A 16,704-nucleotide genomic window follows, 5' to 3' on the forward strand; every position below is an offset into this window, starting at 1 on the left:
CGTGATCGGGATGTCCGTTCAACGTGAAACGTTTGCCAGCGTCAGCTGCTCGCCATCCACCGATACCAAAAAAGCGCTTCGACCGCGATTCCCATTCTTCGAGGCGGATTTTCGAAAGCGCGTCACCCCGGTCCTGGGCCATAAAGGTGTACGCGCCGGTGTACTGATACACCTCAGCTTGCTCTGGTAACTCGCCCTGGTTCGGCATTGTCGGCAACGACGTGCCCTTCGCGTTAAACGTGCTAGCGGGGTTCTTGTAATCGAACGTACGAGTGGTCAACGACGTACTCTGCAGGATGCGTGTGCCGCTCCATTGCGTGAGTGCGTCCGATGCGACTGTGGTTCCCGCGCGTGAAAACGTGAGCGGCACTGGCTCGTCGAGTGCCGTCAGGCGATCGGTGATGACGAGCCGATGTGCTTTGCCGTCGCTGTCGTGCTTCCAGTAGCCGTAGAGCCCTTCCGATTCAAGGAGCCGGTGGACGAAATTCCAATCAGTTTCGTCCTGGCGGCAGAAGGAGAGCGACGGCAGGGTCCGGGACAGATGAAACTCGAAGAAGCCGCGTGCTTGGGGATGAGCGTTGAAAACGTCGGTGACGATCGCATCGACCGGTTTGTCCTGCCAGATCTTTTGGTCGCGACGAAATCGCAGGAAGTGCATCCACGAGGAGATCGTGAGCTGGTGAAATGTCAGCCCGCCGTCAGCACCAAGACGTCTCGCAGTATGCACGTAACCGTTATGCGACGCGTACGAACCATCACCCTGTTGGATCCATAGCGTCGCGGGTTGCGCGATAAGTTTCTTAAGCTCGACGCTCGACGTCGTTGAAACGACGTCGACGACAAACTCAAAATCGCGCCCCAGTCGCGTATCACCGATCATCTGCTGCGGCAGCAAGACGTCGTGCCCTAACGAAGTGTCGAGCTTCAGAAGTCGGTCCTGCTGAATTAGCCCGCCTCGAATGATTTTCATCAGATTACGTGCATCCATCTGCATACCTTTCTTTTTTATTACGCCCGCTTGCTAAGCGGTAAGCGCGCTTTGCCCTCACACGCGATTGTACAGAACGGCGGATCTCTCGAATCTCAAAAAAATGGTTAATGCTGTCAAACCAACTTCTATCGCATTCCTACTTATTTGTCGGGTCGATAGAAAATTACATCCGCTTGAATGAATGGCTTATGTGTTGCGTGATACTCGAATACTTCGAAATCGAGATCGTTGAAGAAACGGGCAGCCGTAGGATCCAAGGGTATCCCTTTCTCCGCGTCGAGCATCTCGAGAGAGGTGAGGATTCCACTCGGAGAAATCGGCTGTACATACACGCTCGGGCACGCAGTAACGTTGATGGCTTCGAGAACCTGTCGCATGCATTCCATGCGTTTCAAGGTAGCGATGGACAGGCACTGCAGCAAGTTGCTCGTCATGGACAAGACGCAACGGTTCGAATGCAGTCCGCTCAGCGTCCGTTAAGGCCCACGAGCGCCCGCACTCTACCCGCGCAACGCATTGAGCGAGGGCGGAATCCGCGCAGCGATATAGTTCGGCATTGCAGTCCGCACGCGGGTAAAACGCAGGTGCGAGCATATTGGACAGCGTGGCGATCAACTCAACGTCGCCGCATCCGCCACATAGCGCTGCAAACGCGAGATGGTGCTTGAGCGACAAGCGGCGGATTTTGTCGGCGGGAAGTGGGTGCAATTGCGCTTCGTCATCGCGCGGCGGCGCACGGGACAGTGTTTTCGCATTGCTTAATCAACGGCCCAAACAACAGAACGAGTGGTCCAGCGGGTATCGCTGACGCCACGCGTCGGCGAAGCTCCGTTCCGCGTATACGAACTCACGAACAGCGGACGAGTCGCTATTGCTGGACTGAGGCGCGCTCCACGTTTGTCGCGAACTTGGAGCCGGTCTACCGAATTGTGCAGACACTGTCTGCACAATTCGGTAGACCGGCAAATCAAGTCAGACTCGTGCACCCGCACGAACGCGACGACACTGGCGTTCTCACGGAGGCGACCCCGCCTAGGCGGCCAGGCGCAACTCGCACGATGTCACGATCCGTTCACTGCGTCCTTAAACGCCTTACCGGCGGCGAACTTCACAGTATTTGCTGCGGCAATAGCGATCTCCTCGCCCGTCGTCGGATTGCGACCGGTACGCGCTGAGCGCTGCCCCCGCGAAAATGCCCCGAAGCCGATGAGCTGCACCGCTTCGTCGCGGCTCACCGCGTCCGTGATCGCATCCAGCACCGCCTGAACAGTTTTGCTCGCGTCGCTTTTGCTGACACCCGCGCCCGCGACGACCGCGTCGATGAGTTCCTGTTTGTTCATGGACTTGTCCGGATCATAAAGTCAAAGTCGCACCCTACCGCATCCAACGGTCAACACGCAAACCGCAGGGCGGCCGATGCAGCCAGTACCCGCCAGAACCTGCACTCTTCCGCTCGTGGCAACCTGCGCACTTACCACTGCGGACCACGGGCACGACCATCGGTACCCGGCGGCCACCGCACTTGCCCCTATAGGCGCCCCACACCGATGGAATGTCTCGAGGGAACAGGAATGAAGCACGGCATCCCCGTCGATTCTCGGGCACCTTTAACCGTGATAACTCGTATTATCAGGGTTACATATTCCCTCTTCCCTCTGCGGAGAAACGCTCCCCGACTACGGCGCGAACAGAAAGCGTACGTTTTCTGTACTCGTGCCAAGCAATACCGACAAACGGTCGCCCCATCGCCGCCACGCATCGCGCATCTGCGCGTCATAGTCGAACTGCAAATAGATTCGATCAAGCGGATCATTGCGCGCGTGGTTCAAGCATCGATGCACGATGCTTTCTGCGATGCCGAGCGACTGCATCATCGTTGCGCACGTCCGGCGCAGGTCATGACATTTCCATTGGCCACCCGGGACTGTGAGTGCATCGGTTGCCCTTGTGCGGCCTTCGGTAGGTGCATCCTTCGGGCGTTGCCGGTCATGGATCGCCCCGCAGGTCGTATGAATACTGACGTGCGGAAGTTTGCCCTTCTCCGACGGAAACACATATTCGCGGCGTGCGTCGCCTTCAGGCATGCCGGCGCGCACGACCTGCTGCGCTGCAAACTGTGCAAGAACGAAATCGGACAGATGAATCGTGATCGCCGCGTTCGACTTCGTGCGTTCCTTTGGAATTGTCCACGTCCGTGCCTTGAAGTCGAGATCGGTCCAGCGCGTCAGGAGCGTTTCGCCGACGCGTGTTCCGCACGCAAGCATCACCCATACCGCTGACTCAATGGAACGTGGAAGCCGCACGGCTGGAATCAGGTCACCGAGTAGTCGGATTTCGTCGTCCGTAAGCGTCCGGTTACGCTCATTGCCACGCACCGGGTCGTAATCACCTGAAACGACATCCTCTTTTGCAAGCGCGAGCACATCGCAATCGATCAGCAATCGCTTCCACGGCTGATTTCGTTCGCCCCACCGAATCATTTGCTGGATCGTGATCAACATCTCGACCGCTTGCCGGTTGTGTCCCCCGTCGGAAATCGCGGTAAGCAGCGGCAGAACGTTCGACGCAAACACGCCTGCGATCCTGTATGTACGGAGAGACGGCAGCATATGTTTTTCCATCGCACTTCGAAGCGACTTACCGCCATCCTTCCGGCCTTTCTTGCCGCGCTTCTTGTTGATGGTCGCGAACCACGCGTCGAATAAGTCGCCGAACGTGAGGTCCGCCATCGCCGCCTTTTTAAACCCTCGCCTGGCATTCACGCTTCTTCGCTTCGAGATAGTCCACACCGTCGTGCGCTTGTGAACGAATCGTCGCCGCCGCTGCGCGTGCATCCTCGAGGAACAGCTGCGCATCTGTGGTCGAGCGTGCCCACGCCTTGCCGAGCGGCTTGCCGTTGATGCTGGCGCGAACAAACCAGATCTTTCCGCCGGCCGGGCCGACACGCAGGAACAGTCCACGCCCATCCGACAGGAAATACCGCTTTCCGGTCGCCCTTGCGGCTTCGATTTGCCTGACCGTCAGTGCACCCATGATCGCCCTCCATTGATTTCGTCATCGGGTCGGCTCGTGCATCCCAAGCAGAGCCTGCCCCACACCACGAACACTAAAAAGACACTAAAAAGTTGCGGCTCGTGCGGGATTTCCGCGGAAGTGGACGGACCACGAATACCCTGCAAACCCTTGTCAGACGGGGCTTTGATGGATTTCACCGGACTTGGCCGGAACACCCGGAAAATAATCACAATTCATTTAACTTTCCGTGAGGACTTCGACACCGGCCGCTGCCTACGATAGGCGCATGTTTTCAGGACCTGCTTCCAGGAGCCCATCATGCCCACCCGCAGACATCTGCTGTTCGCCGGCGCCACCGGTCTCGCCGCGCTCGCGGCGCTGTCGTCCGCCGGCCGCCGCGCGCTGGTCGGCCGCGCGCTCGCCGCGCCGCCCGCCGGCTCGCCCAAGGCCGCCCCGTTCGAGATCACGCTCAGCGACGCCGAATGGCATCGCCGGCTCACGCCCGCCCAATACACGGTCCTGCGCGAAGCCGGCACCGAGCGGCCGTACAGCAGCCCGCTGAACGCCGAGCACCGGCCCGGCACGTTCGCGTGCGCCGGCTGCGACCTCGCGCTGTTCTCGTCGGCCACCAAGTTCGACAGCCATACGGGCTGGCCGAGCTTCTGGAAACCGCTCGACCACGCGGTCGGCACCGACACCGACGCGTCGTTCGGGATGGTCCGCACCGAAGTGCACTGCCGCCGCTGCGGCGGCCATCTCGGCCATGTGTTCGACGACGGCCCGGCGCCGACCGGCCTGCGCTACTGCATGAACGGCGTCGCGCTCGCCTTCCACCCGGCTGCCGCCTGATCCGGCCCCCCGACCGACTGGAGAACGCATCATGCTGCTCATCGTCCTTGCCTATCTCGGCGGCGTGCTCACGATCCTGAGCCCGTGCATCCTGCCCGTGCTGCCGTTCGTGTTCGCGCGCGCCGACCAGCCGTTCGTGCGCACCGGCCTGCCGCTGCTCGCCGGCATGGCGCTCACGTTCGCCGTCGTCGCGACGCTCGCCGCCGTCGGCGGCGGCTGGGTCGCGCAGGCCAACCAGGCCGGCCGCTGGATCGCGATCGTGCTGCTCGCGGTGTTCGGCCTGACGCTGCTGATGCCGCGCTTCGCGGAACACCTGACGCGCCCGCTGGTCGCCGCCGGCAACCGGCTCACCGGATTCGCACAACGCGACGGCCGCCCGGCCGGCCCGGCGTCGTCGCTGCTGCTCGGCGTCGCGACGGGTCTGCTGTGGGCGCCGTGCGCGGGCCCGATCCTCGGTCTCGTGCTGACCGGCGCCGCATTGCGCGGCGCGAGCGTCGGCACGACGCTGCTGCTCGTCGCGTATGCGGCCGGCGCGGCGACCTCGCTCGGCGTCGCGCTCGTGATCGGCGGCAAGGTGTTCGCCGCGATGAAGCGCTCGCTCGGCGCCGGCGAATGGATCCGGCGCGGGATCGGCGCGGCGCTGCTGGCCGGTGTCGGCGCGATCGCGCTCGGCCTCGACACCGGCGCCCTGGCGCAGCTGTCGACCGTCACCACCGGCGGGCTCGAAACGAAGCTCGTCGACCGCCTCGGCGGGCGCTCGAACGGCGCGCCGGCGGCAACGCCGGCGACCGGCGCCGCCGACAACGCGACGGGCGGCGCGATGATGGCCGCCGCGACGGATGGCCCGCAGGCCGGCGGCGCTGCAATGGCCGGCAGCGCGATGATGCGCGCGGCCGGCGGGACCGCGGCCGCGCTGCCCGTCGAAGGTACGCTGCCGTCGCTCGACGGCGCGGTGCAGTGGCTGAACTCGCCGCCGCTGACGGCGGCCGGCCTGCGCGGCAAGGTCGTGCTGGTCGATTTCTGGACGTATTCGTGCATCAACTGCCTGCGCACGCTGCCGTACACGACCGCCTGGGCACGCAAGTACGCGCCGTACGGACTCGTCGTGATCGGCGTGCACGCGCCGGAGTTCGCGTTCGAGCGCGACATCGGCAACGTGAAGAAGGCCGTGCACGACCTCGGCATCGACTACCCGGTCGCGATCGACAACGGCTATGCGATCTGGCGCGCATTCAACAACGAATACTGGCCCGCGCACTACTTCATCGACGCGCAAGGGCGGATCCGCCATCACCACTTCGGCGAAGGCGAATACGCACAGTCCGAACGCGCGATCCAGTCGCTGCTCGCCGAAGCCGGCCATCCGGACGCGCTGAACGTGCCGCTCGGGCTCGCCGGCGCGCCCGCGAAGGGTGCGCTCGCCGCCGCCGACAGCGCGGACGTCCGTTCGCCCGAAACCTATGTCGGCTATGCGCGCGCGGAAAGCTTCGCGTCGCCGGGCGGCGTCGTGCGCGACGCGGCGCACCGCTACGACGCGCCGGGCAGCCCGGATCTCAACGGCTGGGGTCTCGCGGGCACGTGGAACGTCGGCGCCGAACGCGCGTCGCTGGCCGCACCGGATGGCCGGATCGTCTACCGCTTCCATGCGCGCGACCTGCACCTCGTGCTCGGCCCCGGTGCGAACGGCCGGCCCGTGCGCTTTCGGGTGACGCTCGACGGCGCGGCGCCCGGGGCCGCGCATGGCGCCGACGTCGATGCGCAAGGCTACGGCACCGTCACCGGCCAGCGCCTGTACCAGCTCGTCCGGCAGCCGGGCGCGATCGCCGATCGCACGTTCGCGATCGAGTTCCTCGATCCGGGCGTCGATGCGTACGCGTTCACGTTCGGTTGATTGCGCGCGCCACCGCCCTCCGAGCACCGGCTTTTTTCAACGCAGTCCGAAGGAGCAAGAGATGATCCCGATCCCGACCCACGATGCCGCCGCACGACGGCGCGCGACCATGCTGCGCCGCATCGGCGCCGTTGCCGTGGCAGCCGCCGCCGTGTTCGGCTACCAGCGCATCGTCAATTCCGCGGAGCCGATGCGCACCGCGCCCGCACCGACGCTCGACGAAACGCCCGGCGCGTCGCACGACGAAACGGCCGTGCTCGCCGGCGGCTGCTTCTGGGGCGTGCAGGGCGTGTTCGAGCACGTGAAGGGCGTGAAGCAGGTCACCGCCGGCTATGCGGGAGGCGCGTCCGAAACCGCGCACTACGCGCTCGTCGGCTCGGGGCTGACGGGGCACGCGGAATCGGTGCGGATCGTCTACGACCCGACGCAGATCACGTACGGCCGGCTGCTGCAGGTGTTCTTCTCGGTCGCGCACGACCCGACCGAGCTGAACCGGCAGGGCCCCGACGAAGGCTCGCAGTACCGGTCCGCGATCTTCCCGACCACCGCGCAGCAACGCGCGGTCGCGACCGCGTACATCGCGCAGCTCGGCAGCGCGCATGTGTTTCCGGCGCCCGTGGTCACGCGCGTGGAAGCCTACAAGGGGTTCTATCCGGCCGAGGCCTATCATCAGAACTACCTCGAACTGCATCCGGATGCGCCGTATATCGCGTTCAACGACCTGCCGAAGGTCGCCGGGCTGAAGCAGCGCTTCCCGGCGCTGTACCGTGCCGACGCGGTGCTGTGGCGCGAAGCGCGCTTGTGAGCCGCGTGTCACTCACCCTGCCGCGCGACGGGAGGCCGCCCGCCGCACAGCCGGGCCGGCCCGCCACGCCAGGCGCCGGCAGCGGCCGCTTTGCGCCGCATCAACGAATCGGCGGACGCGACGCCGGGGCAAACCCGCATCGCGTCCGCCGCGGCCGGCAACTTCGCGTAGACTTCTCCTGATCCTCGCCGCATGATGCGGCATCCGGACCACCCGCCCAGCCAGGAGGCGTCACGCATGCGCGCAGTGCCTTTGCCTGACAGCAATACCCTCGAAGAACCGTCCACCGGCGCGGTCGTGCGCGACCTGCGCCGCGTGCCCATTCACCCCGATCACTGGTACCCGCTCGCGTGGTCGCGCGAGCTCAAGCGCGGCAAGACGCTCGGCGTGCGCTTCGCCGGCGATCCGATCGTGCTCGTGCGCACCGAATCGGGCGCCGTGTATGCGCTCGAAGATCGTTGCGCGCACCGCCAGGTGCCGCTGCACGCAGGCGTCGTGAGCGGCGAAACGCTGCGCTGCTGCTATCACGGCTGGACCTACGCGTGCGACAGCGGCCGCTGTGTCGACGTGCCCTACCTCGGCCGCGAACGCTTGCCCAACGGCGTGCGCGCGTATCCGTGCCGCGAGGCGCACGGGCTGATCTTCGTGTTCCCGGGAGACGCCACGCTCGCCGAGGCACGGCCGTTCCCCGCGCTCGAATCGGCGGACGATCGAGCGTTCAAGACACGCCGCTTCGGCCGCGAAGTCAAGTGCCACTATTCGTTCATGCACGAGAACCTGATGGACATGAACCATCAGTTCCTGCACCGCAAGCAGATGGGCCAGATGCGCGCACGCTCCGTGGGCCGCCGCCGCGGCGACGACTGGGTCGAGGTCGACTACACGTTCGCGCGGATGGAAGGCAAGCAGCCGGTCGGCGAGGCGCTCGTGTTCGGTTCGAGCAAGAAGCCCGGCGACCAGGCCAACAAGAGCGTGATGACGGTGCGCACCGAGTATCCGTACCAGACGCTGCGGATCCGGTCGAGCGAAGGCACGCTCGTGATGGACCTGTGGATCGTCTACGTGCCGCTCGACGCCGAGCAGCGCACCAACCGCACGTTCGGGCTGCTGTCGATCCACAAGCCCGGCATCCCGTTCGCGCTCGATCTCGCGTGGCCGCTGCTCGTATGGTTCACCGAGCGCATCTTCCGCGAGGATCGCTGGATCGTCGAACGAGAGCAGGAAGCGCATGACCAGCAGGGCGCCGACTGGAATCACGAGGTGTTCCCGGTCATCAACGAGCTGCGCGACCTGCTGCGCCAGTGCGGCGCGCGCACCGTGATCCCGATCCGCGACGCGCGTGACAGCGCATGAGGCGACGCGCGCATCTCGCCGCGGCGCGTGTGGTTACAGCATGAACGCGCCCGGCAGCAACGCGCGGGCCGTCGTGATCTCGACGGCCCCTTTCAGGTTGGTCAGGATCACTTCGATGTCGGGCTTGCCGATCTCGATGATCACCTGACGACACGCGCCGCACGGCGCGATCGGGCCGTCCGTGTCGCCGACGACCGCGAGCCGCGCGAAATCCCCGGGCCGATAGCCGGCGGCGATCGCCGCGAACAACGCCGTGCGTTCCGCGCAATTGCACAGTCCGTACGACGCGTTCTCGACGTTGCAGCCGTGGAAAACCGTGCCGTCGCGCGCCTGCAGCGCCGCGCCGACCTTGAAGCGCGAGTACGGCGCATACGCGCGCTCGCGCGCCGCCTTCGCCTGTTCGATCAGTTCGTCTCGTTCCATCGTGGTGAGGCCTCCGGGAGCAGGGTCAGTCGACCCGCTGGTAAAGGGTCGGCGGCACTTCGCCCGTGTCGCCGAGCACGTAGCCGCGGCGAATCGCGTCCGCCGCATGCGCCGCGGTCGCTTCGTCACGGGCGTGCACGAAACCGAGCGGCTCGCCCGCTTCGACGCGTTGCCCGATCTCCACGAGCGCCGACAGGCCGACGCTGACGTCGATCGCATCCTCCGCGCGCGTGCGGCCGCCGCCGAGCGCGACCACCGCCAGCCCGAGCGCGCGGCAATCGACGCGCTGCACCACGCCGCTCGCGGGCGCCGGAACCGGCACGATCACCGCCGCGCGCGCCAGATGCCGTGCGGGCGCGTCGAGCAGGTCGGCGGGGCCACCGAGCGCGACGACCATGCGCGCGAAACGCTCGGCCGCCGCGCCCGAATCGAGCGCCTGCTGCAGCTTCTCGCGCGCGTGGCCGACGTCGCGCGCCAGCCCGCCGGTCACGAGCAACTCGGCCGACAACGCCATCGTCACGTCGTGCAACCGCGCGGGACGCGACTTGCCGGTCAGGTAGTCGATCGCGCACGCAACCTCGAGCGCGTTGCCCGCGCACGGCGCGAGCGACTGGTTCATGTCGGTGAGGATCGCAGTCGTCTTCATGCCGGCGCCGTTGCCGACGTCGACGATGCTGCGGGCCAGTTCCGCCGATTTCTCCGCGGTCGGCATGAACGCGCCGGAGCCGACCTTGACGTCCATCACGAGCCCGTCGAGCCCGGCCGCGAGTTTCTTCGACAGGATCGACGCGGTGATCATCGCGACCGATTCGACGGTCGCCGTCACGTCGCGGATCGCATAGATGCGCTTGTCGGCCGGCGCGAGCCGCGCGGTCTGCCCGATGATCGCGACGCCGACCTCGCGCACCGTGCGACGAAACGCGTCCGTGGCGGGCATCACGTCGTAACCGGGAATCGCGCTGAGCTTGTCGAGCGTGCCGCCGGTGTGACCGAGCCCGCGCCCCGAGATCATCGGCACGTAGCCGCCGCACGCGGCCACCATCGGCCCGAGCATCAGCGACACGACGTCGCCGACGCCGCCCGTCGAATGCTTGTCGATCACCGGCCCGTCGAGATCGAGCGCGCGCCAGTCGAGCACGTCGCCCGAATCGCGCTGCGCGAGCGTCAGCGCGACGCGCTCGTCGGTGCTCAGGTCGTTGAAATACACGGCCATCGCGAACGCGGCCACCTGGCCCTCGGTCACGCTGCCGTCGGTCACGCCGCGCACGAACGCGGCCATCCCGTCGCGATCGAGCGGCTGCCCGTCGCGCTTCCTGCGAATGAATTCCTGCGGTAGAAACATCGTTGCCTCGCTTCGATCGGTCGGAGTCTACTGTCAATGCAGCGAGAAAAACAGGCCGGCAATCGCCGCGCTCATCAGGTTCGACAGCGTCGCCGCCGTCAGCGCGCGCAAGCCGAGGCGCGCGACGTCCGAGCGGCGCTCGGGCGCGACCGCGCTGAAGCCGCCGGCGAGAATCGCGATCGACGAGAAGTTCGCGAAGCCGCACAGCGCGAACGACACGATCGCGAGCGTCTTCGGGTCGAGCACCTGCAGGCCGGCCGCCGCCGCATGCGCGCCGCCCTTCAGGTACGGCGACAGGTCGCCGTACGCGACGAATTCGTTGAAGATCAGCTTCTCGCCGATGAAGTTGCCGGCCAGCGCCGCATCGTGCCACGGCACGCCGATGATCCACGCGAGCGGCGCGAACAGGTGGCCGATGATGCCGACCAGCGTGACCTGCGGAAAGCCCACGAACGCGGCCGCGCCACCGACGATCAGGTTCATCAGCGCGATGAGCCCGACGAACGCGATCAGCATCGCGCCGACGTTGATCGCGATGCGCAGCCCGACCGATGCACCGGAGGCGGCCGCCTCGATCACGTTGGCGGCGCGCTTGTCGTCGAAATCGAGACCGTCGACCACCACGCGGCTCGGTTCGACGGTCGGAAACAGCAGCTTGCCGAACAGCAGCCCGCCCGGCACCGCCATGAACGACGCGGCGAGCAGGTACTCCATCTTCACGCCGAGACCGGCATATCCGACCAGCACCGAGCCCGCGACCGATGCCATCCCGCTCGCCATCACCGTGAAGATCTCGGCGCTCGTCATGTTGCGCACGAACGGCTTCACGAGCGCGGGCATCTCGCTTTGCCCGAGGAAGATCGTCGCGACGGCCGAACACGCCTCGATGCGGCTCACGCCCAGCACCCTGGCGAGCCCCGCACCGAGGATCGCGACGATCCACTTCATCACGCCGATGTAGTACAGCACCGAGATCAGCGCGGTGACGAAGATGATCATCGGCAGCACGCGCAGGCCGAACACGAACCCGCCGTCGCCGAACAACTGGAACATCCGTGCGTCGACCAGACCACCGAACACGAACGCGATGCCGTGATTGCCCATGTCGAGCACGCGGTTGACGCCGTCCGCGGCCGCGGCCAGCGCCGCGCGACCCGACGGCACGAACAGCACGAGCGCGCCGATCGCGAACTGCGTGAGCAGCGCGGCGATCATGGTCCGCCCACTGACCGCGCGGCGGTTGTTCGACAGCAGATACGCGACCAGCAACAGAAACAGCATGCCGAGGAGACTGCGCAGAATATCCACCTTGTGCTCCTTTCTCACTATTTGAACTGTCCGGCGGGCGGCCCGTGCCCGCGACCCGCGTGATCGGGTTGGTGGATGTTACTCGCTCGATATGCACGCCGGCAACGTCGCCAAAATCGCCGCGACCAATGGCGTCGATCGCTTCTTTTTTCGTGCTTCGACGACTTGATCAGTTGTTCTACCTACCTCGTGAAAACGCGCGCGGGGCGCGCCGTTCGAACGGACACGCCCCGCCTGCTACGCATCGCTCAACCCGCGCGTTCGACCGGATGGGGTTCGCGCAGCCGGTTCGCGATCCGCGCGGCCTCGTAGTAGCCGGCACCGGGCGGGCGCTTCAGGTAACGGCCCGCGCCGCGCACCGCGCGCAATTCGCCGTCGGCCCAGGCGAGTGCGCCGCGCGTGAGCGTGTGCGTCGCGACGCCCTGCACGGTCATCCCCTCGAACACGTTGAAGTCGACCTGCTGGTGATGCGTGTTCACCGAGATCGTCTTCGTCGCGGCCGGGTCCCATACGACGAGGTCGGCATCGGCGCCGACCTGCACGGCGCCCTTGCGCGGATACAGGTTGAAGATCTGCGCGGCGTTCGTCGACGTGATCCGCACGAACTCGTTCGGCGTGATGCGGCCATGATTCACGCCGTGATGCCACAGCACCGACATGCGATCCTCGACGCCGCCGCAGCCGTTCGGGATCTTCGTGAAATCGTTGCGGCCCATCGCCTTCTGCGATGCGCAGAACACGCAGTGATCGGTCGCCGTCGTATGCAGCTGCCCCGACTGCAGCCCGCGCCACAGCGCCTCGCGATGCTCGGCGGAGCGGAACGGCGGGCTCATCACGTGGGCCGCCGCGCGCGTCCAGTCCGGGTCGCGATAGACGGCCTCGTCGATCACCAGGTGGCCCGGCAGCACTTCGCCGAACACGCGCAGCCCTTCGCTGCGCGCGCGCGTGATCACGTCGACCGCATCCTTCGCCGACACGTGCACGATATACACGGGCACGCCGAGCACCTGCGCGATGCGGATCGCGCGGTTCGCGGCCTCGCCTTCCACCTCCGGCGGCCGCGACAGCGGATGCGCCTCCGGCCCCGTCATCCCGCGCGCGAGCAGCGCCTTTTGCAGCTGGAACACGAGCTCGCCGTTCTCCGCGTGCACGGTCGGCAGCGCGCCGAGTTCGAGCGAACGCGTGAAGCTGTTCACGAGGATCTCGTCGTCGGCCATGATCGCGTTCTTGTACGCCATGAAGTGCTTGAAGCTCGACACGCCATGCTCGCGCACGAGCGTGCCCATGTCGCGGTGCACGCTGTCGTCCCACCACGTCACGGCCACGTGAAAGCCGTAATCGGAAGCCGATTTCTCGGCCCAGCCACGCCATTCGTGGAATGCCTCCATCAGCGGCTGCTTCGGGCTCGGAATCACGAAGTCGATGATGCTCGTCGTGCCGCCCGCCAGCCCGGCGGCCGTGCCCGAGTAGAAATCGTCGCTCGCCCGCGTGCCCATGAACGGCAACTCCATGTGCGTATGCGGATCGATGCCGCCCGGCATCACGTACTGGTCGTGCGCGTCGACGACGGTCGCGCCGGCCGGCGCATCGATCTGCTCCGCGATCTGCAGGATCGTGCCGCCGGCCTGCGGGTCCGCGCAGAGCACGTCCGCGCGATAGGAACGGTCTGCATCGACCACGGTGCCGCCACGAATCAGGATTGCCATTTGCTTGCCTCCTCGTTGACTGTCGGGTGCCGCATGCCGCGTGCGAGTCGAAGCCGGCTCGCGCGTCATGCGCTCGCGATCTGCGCGCGCTGTCCGGCGCGCCACTTCATCCAGGTGCCGTACACGCCCGACGCCAGCACGAGGCCGACGAACCACGCGTACGTGTAAAGCGTGTTGAAGAACGCCGGCACGTTCGGGAACGACGCGGGAAACGCGGTATGCAGGAAGCCCGGCAGGTTCGGCAGCACGCCGACCGCGAGCGCGACCAGCGCGGCCGGGTTCCAGCCGCGCGCGTAGCTGAAGCCGCCGGCCTCGTCGAACAGCGCACGCGTGTCGAGCTGCGTGCCGCGAATCAGGAAGTAGTCGACCATCAGGATGCCCGCGACCGGCCCGAGCAACGCCGAATAGCCGACGAGCCAGGTGAAGATATAGCCGTCCGTCGTCGCGAGGATCTTCCACGGCATCATCACGATCGCGATCGTCGCGGTGATCATCCCGCCCGTGCGGTACGAGATCGCTTTCGGCCACAGGCTCGAGAAGTCGTACGCGGGGCCGACGAGATTCGCGGCGAGGTTGCAGCACATCGTGTCGAGCGTGAGGATCACGAGCGCGATGCCGACGCCGATGCCCGTCATCCGGCTCGTCAGGTCGATCGGATCCCAGATCGCGTTGCCGTAGATCACGACGGTTGCCGACGTCACGACGACCGACACCACCGACAGCAGCGCCATCGGCAGCGGCAGCCCGATCGACTGCCCGATCATCTGGTCGCGCTGCGAATGCGCGAAGCGCGTGAAATCCGGAATGTTCAGCGCGAGCGTCGCCCAGAAGCCGACCATCGCGGTCAGGCCCGGCCAGAAGGTCGCCCAGAACAGCCCGGCCTTCTTGCCGCCAGCCGCGAACTGCGACGGCGCCGACAGCATCGAGCCGAACCCGCCCGCCTTCGACGTCGCCCACCACACGAGCGCCACGCACATCACGACCTTGATCGGCGCGGACCAACTTTCGAGCCAGCGGATCGAATCGGTGCCGTGCCAGATGAAGTACAGCTGCAGCGCCCAGAACACGAGGAAGCACGCGAGTTGCCCGAACGAGATGCCGACGAGCGGCAGCGCCGCGCCGTGCAGCGCATTGCCGGTCAGGATGTTCAGCAGCGTGTAGATCGCACTGCCGCCGAGCCAGGTCTGGATGCCGTACCAGCCGCAGGCGACGATCGCGCGCAACAGCGCCGGCAGCTTCGCGCCCTGCGTGCCGAACGACGCGCGCACGAGCACCGCGTACGGAATCCCGTGCTTCGCGCCCGCATGGCCGATCAGCAGCATCGGCACGAGCACGATCAGGTTGCCGAGCAGCACCGTCATCACCGCCTGCCACGGCGACATGCCTTCCTGGATCAGCCCGGCCGCGAGCATGTACGACGCGATGTTCATCACCATCCCGACCCACAGCGCCGCGAAGTGGTACCACTTCCACGTGCGCTGCGCCGGCGTCGTCGGCGCGAGATCGTCGTTGTACAGGCTGCCGCCGTGCGCCGCGGCGCTGTCGGGATCGGCGGGATTCGCTGCGTGATTCATCGAACACACTCCACGAAAACGTCAACGCCGGCATCGTGCGATGCCGGCCCGGGTGGAACGAAAGGCGGCGATGCAGGATGACCCTGCCTCGCCGGACGCCGGTCAGGCAGCCTTCTTCGCGTGCTTATCCGGTGCCGCCGCGCCTGCACCCGCCCCCGCCTCCGCGCTCGCCGGATTGTTCGGATGCGTGGTCCAGTTCGCGTAGTCGCCCGAATCGACGCGCTCCATCGTGATGCATTGCTCGACCGGACACACATGCATGCAAAGATTGCACCCGACGCACGCCGAATCGACCACTTCGAAATGCCGCACGCCGTCCTTCGTCGCCGTGATCGCCTGGTGCGAGGTGTCCTCGCACGCGATATGGCACAGCCCGCACTGGATGCAGCGGTCCTGGTCGATGCGCGCCTTGATGTCGTACTTCAGGTTCAGGTATTTCCAGTCGGTGACGTTCGGCACTGCGCGGCCGCGGATGTCGTCGAGCGTCGCGTAGCCCTTCTCGTCCATCCAGTTCGACAGCCCGTCGGCGAGATCCGACACGATCCGGAAGCCGTAATGCATCGCGGCGGTGCACACCTGCACGCTGCCGGCGCCGAGCACCATGAACTCGGCCGCGTCGCGCCATGACGAGACGCCGCCGATGCCCGAGATCGGCAGGTTCGGCGTTTCCGGGTCGCGGGCGATTTCCGCGACCATGTTCAGCGCGATCGGCTTGACCGCCGGCCCGCAATAGCCGCCGTGCGTGCCCTTGCCGTCGACGGTCGGCATCGGCGCCATGTGGTCGAGATCGACCGCGACGATCGAGTTGATCGTGTTGATCAGTGACACGCCGTCCGCCCCGCCCTTGTACGCGGCGCGCGAGCCCATCCGGATGTCGCTGATGTTCGGTGTGAGCTTCACGAGGCACGGCAGCTTCGTGCCCTCCTTCACCCAGCGCGTGACCATCTCGACGTATTCGGGCACCTGCCCGACCGCCGCGCCCATCCCGCGCTCGCTCATCCCGTGCGGGCAACCGAAGTTGAGCTCGACCGCGTCGGCCCCGGTATCCTCGACGAGCGGCAGGATCCATTTCCAGTCGCGCTCGTTGCACGGCACCATCAGCGACACGATCAGCGCGCGGTCCGGCCAGTCGCGCTTCACCTGCGCGATCTCTCTCAGGTTCACGTCGAGCGGACGGTCGGTGATCAGCTCGATGTTGTTCAACCCCGCGATGCGCTGGCCGTTCCACTGCACGGCGCCGTAGCGCGAACTGACGTTGACGACGTGCGGGTCGAGCCCGAGCGTCTTCCAGACGACGCCGCCCCAGCCCGCCTCGAATGCGCGATTGACGTTGTAGGCCTTGTCGGTCGGCGGCGCGGACGCCAGCCAGAAGGGATTCGGCGAAGTGATGCCTGCGATGGTGCAGCGAAGATCGGCCATGTTCGGCTCCGTGAGAATGGGGTCGTGT

The 16,704-nt window shown here is 66.2% G+C and carries 14 protein-coding genes; 4 read left to right on the forward strand and 10 right to left on the reverse strand.

The window, feature by feature from the left end:
• From H0X90_RS34305 to H0X90_RS34320, 4 genes are all read right to left on the reverse strand, one after another.
• The coding region (locus H0X90_RS34305; RefSeq protein WP_196438389.1) for a phage late control D family protein at positions 1-988 on the reverse strand (988 nt) is incomplete at its 3' end.
• 1,064 nt (positions 989-2,052) lie between these two features.
• Positions 2,053-2,331, reverse strand: coding sequence for an HU family DNA-binding protein (locus H0X90_RS34310; RefSeq protein ID WP_059721203.1), 279 nt, complete (start codon positions 2,329-2,331; stop codon positions 2,053-2,055).
• 336 nt (positions 2,332-2,667) lie between these two features.
• Positions 2,668-3,753 carry a site-specific integrase gene (locus tag H0X90_RS34315; RefSeq protein WP_171984209.1) on the reverse strand — a complete coding sequence of 362 codons (1,086 nt, stop codon included), beginning with the start codon at positions 3,751-3,753 and terminating at the stop codon, positions 2,668-2,670.
• Positions 3,731-4,024, reverse strand: a complete 294-nt coding sequence (locus H0X90_RS34320) for an Arm DNA-binding domain-containing protein (protein WP_059721205.1) — start codon at positions 4,022-4,024, stop codon at positions 3,731-3,733. Before H0X90_RS34320 ends, H0X90_RS34315 begins: the two co-directional genes overlap by 23 nt.
• A 300-nt stretch (positions 4,025-4,324) precedes the next feature.
• Here H0X90_RS34320 and msrB point away from each other — a divergent pair, with 300 nt between their 5' ends.
• The 4 genes from msrB (at position 4,325) to H0X90_RS34340 (ending at position 8,904) form a co-directional block, all read left to right on the forward strand.
• The gene (msrB, locus tag H0X90_RS34325; protein WP_058903762.1) at positions 4,325-4,855 is read left to right on the forward strand and encodes a peptide-methionine (R)-S-oxide reductase MsrB; all 531 of its coding nucleotides are present in this window, start codon (positions 4,325-4,327) and stop codon (positions 4,853-4,855) included.
• A gap of 31 nt (positions 4,856-4,886) precedes the next feature.
• Complete coding sequence (locus tag H0X90_RS34330) at positions 4,887-6,746, forward strand: cytochrome c biogenesis protein DipZ (protein ID WP_059721207.1); 1,860 nt, start codon at positions 4,887-4,889, stop codon at positions 6,744-6,746.
• 61 nt (positions 6,747-6,807) lie between these two features.
• The gene (gene msrA, locus H0X90_RS34335) at positions 6,808-7,551 is read left to right on the forward strand and encodes a peptide-methionine (S)-S-oxide reductase MsrA (RefSeq protein ID WP_048985676.1); all 744 of its coding nucleotides are present in this window, start codon (positions 6,808-6,810) and stop codon (positions 7,549-7,551) included.
• A 237-nt stretch (positions 7,552-7,788) separates the two neighbouring features.
• Entirely contained in the window at positions 7,789-8,904 is a 1,116-nt protein-coding gene (locus H0X90_RS34340; RefSeq protein ID WP_034203766.1) for an aromatic ring-hydroxylating dioxygenase subunit alpha, read from the forward strand.
• A gap of 33 nt (positions 8,905-8,937) precedes the next feature.
• On the opposite strand, the gene H0X90_RS34345 is transcribed toward H0X90_RS34340, so the two are convergent.
• The 6 genes from H0X90_RS34345 to preA form a co-directional block, all read right to left on the reverse strand.
• The gene (locus H0X90_RS34345; RefSeq protein ID WP_006485641.1) at positions 8,938-9,327 is read right to left on the reverse strand and encodes a cytidine deaminase; all 390 of its coding nucleotides are present in this window, start codon (positions 9,325-9,327) and stop codon (positions 8,938-8,940) included.
• Positions 9,328-9,352: 25 nt separating this feature from the next.
• A complete protein-coding gene (gene deoA, locus H0X90_RS34350; protein WP_048985674.1) occupies positions 9,353-10,669 on the reverse strand; it encodes a thymidine phosphorylase in 1,317 nt (438 codons plus the stop codon).
• A gap of 33 nt (positions 10,670-10,702) precedes the next feature.
• Complete coding sequence (locus tag H0X90_RS34355; RefSeq protein WP_077188669.1) at positions 10,703-11,977, reverse strand: NupC/NupG family nucleoside CNT transporter; 1,275 nt, start codon at positions 11,975-11,977, stop codon at positions 10,703-10,705.
• A gap of 248 nt (positions 11,978-12,225) precedes the next feature.
• Positions 12,226-13,683: a dihydropyrimidinase gene (hydA, locus tag H0X90_RS34360; protein ID WP_006498604.1), complete on the reverse strand. Its 1,458-nt coding sequence runs from the start codon at positions 13,681-13,683 to the stop codon at positions 12,226-12,228.
• Between the two features lie 65 nt (positions 13,684-13,748).
• The gene (locus H0X90_RS34365; RefSeq protein WP_034203769.1) at positions 13,749-15,257 is read right to left on the reverse strand and encodes an NCS1 family nucleobase:cation symporter-1; all 1,509 of its coding nucleotides are present in this window, start codon (positions 15,255-15,257) and stop codon (positions 13,749-13,751) included.
• 102 nt (positions 15,258-15,359) lie between these two features.
• Entirely contained in the window at positions 15,360-16,676 is a 1,317-nt protein-coding gene (preA, locus tag H0X90_RS34370; RefSeq protein WP_034203770.1) for an NAD-dependent dihydropyrimidine dehydrogenase subunit PreA, read from the reverse strand.
• Positions 16,677-16,704: the final 28 nt, after the last annotated feature.

The organism is Burkholderia sp. 9775_39 (assembly GCF_015712225.1).
In the GTDB taxonomy this organism is placed as follows: domain Bacteria; phylum Pseudomonadota; class Gammaproteobacteria; order Burkholderiales; family Burkholderiaceae; genus Burkholderia; species Burkholderia cenocepacia.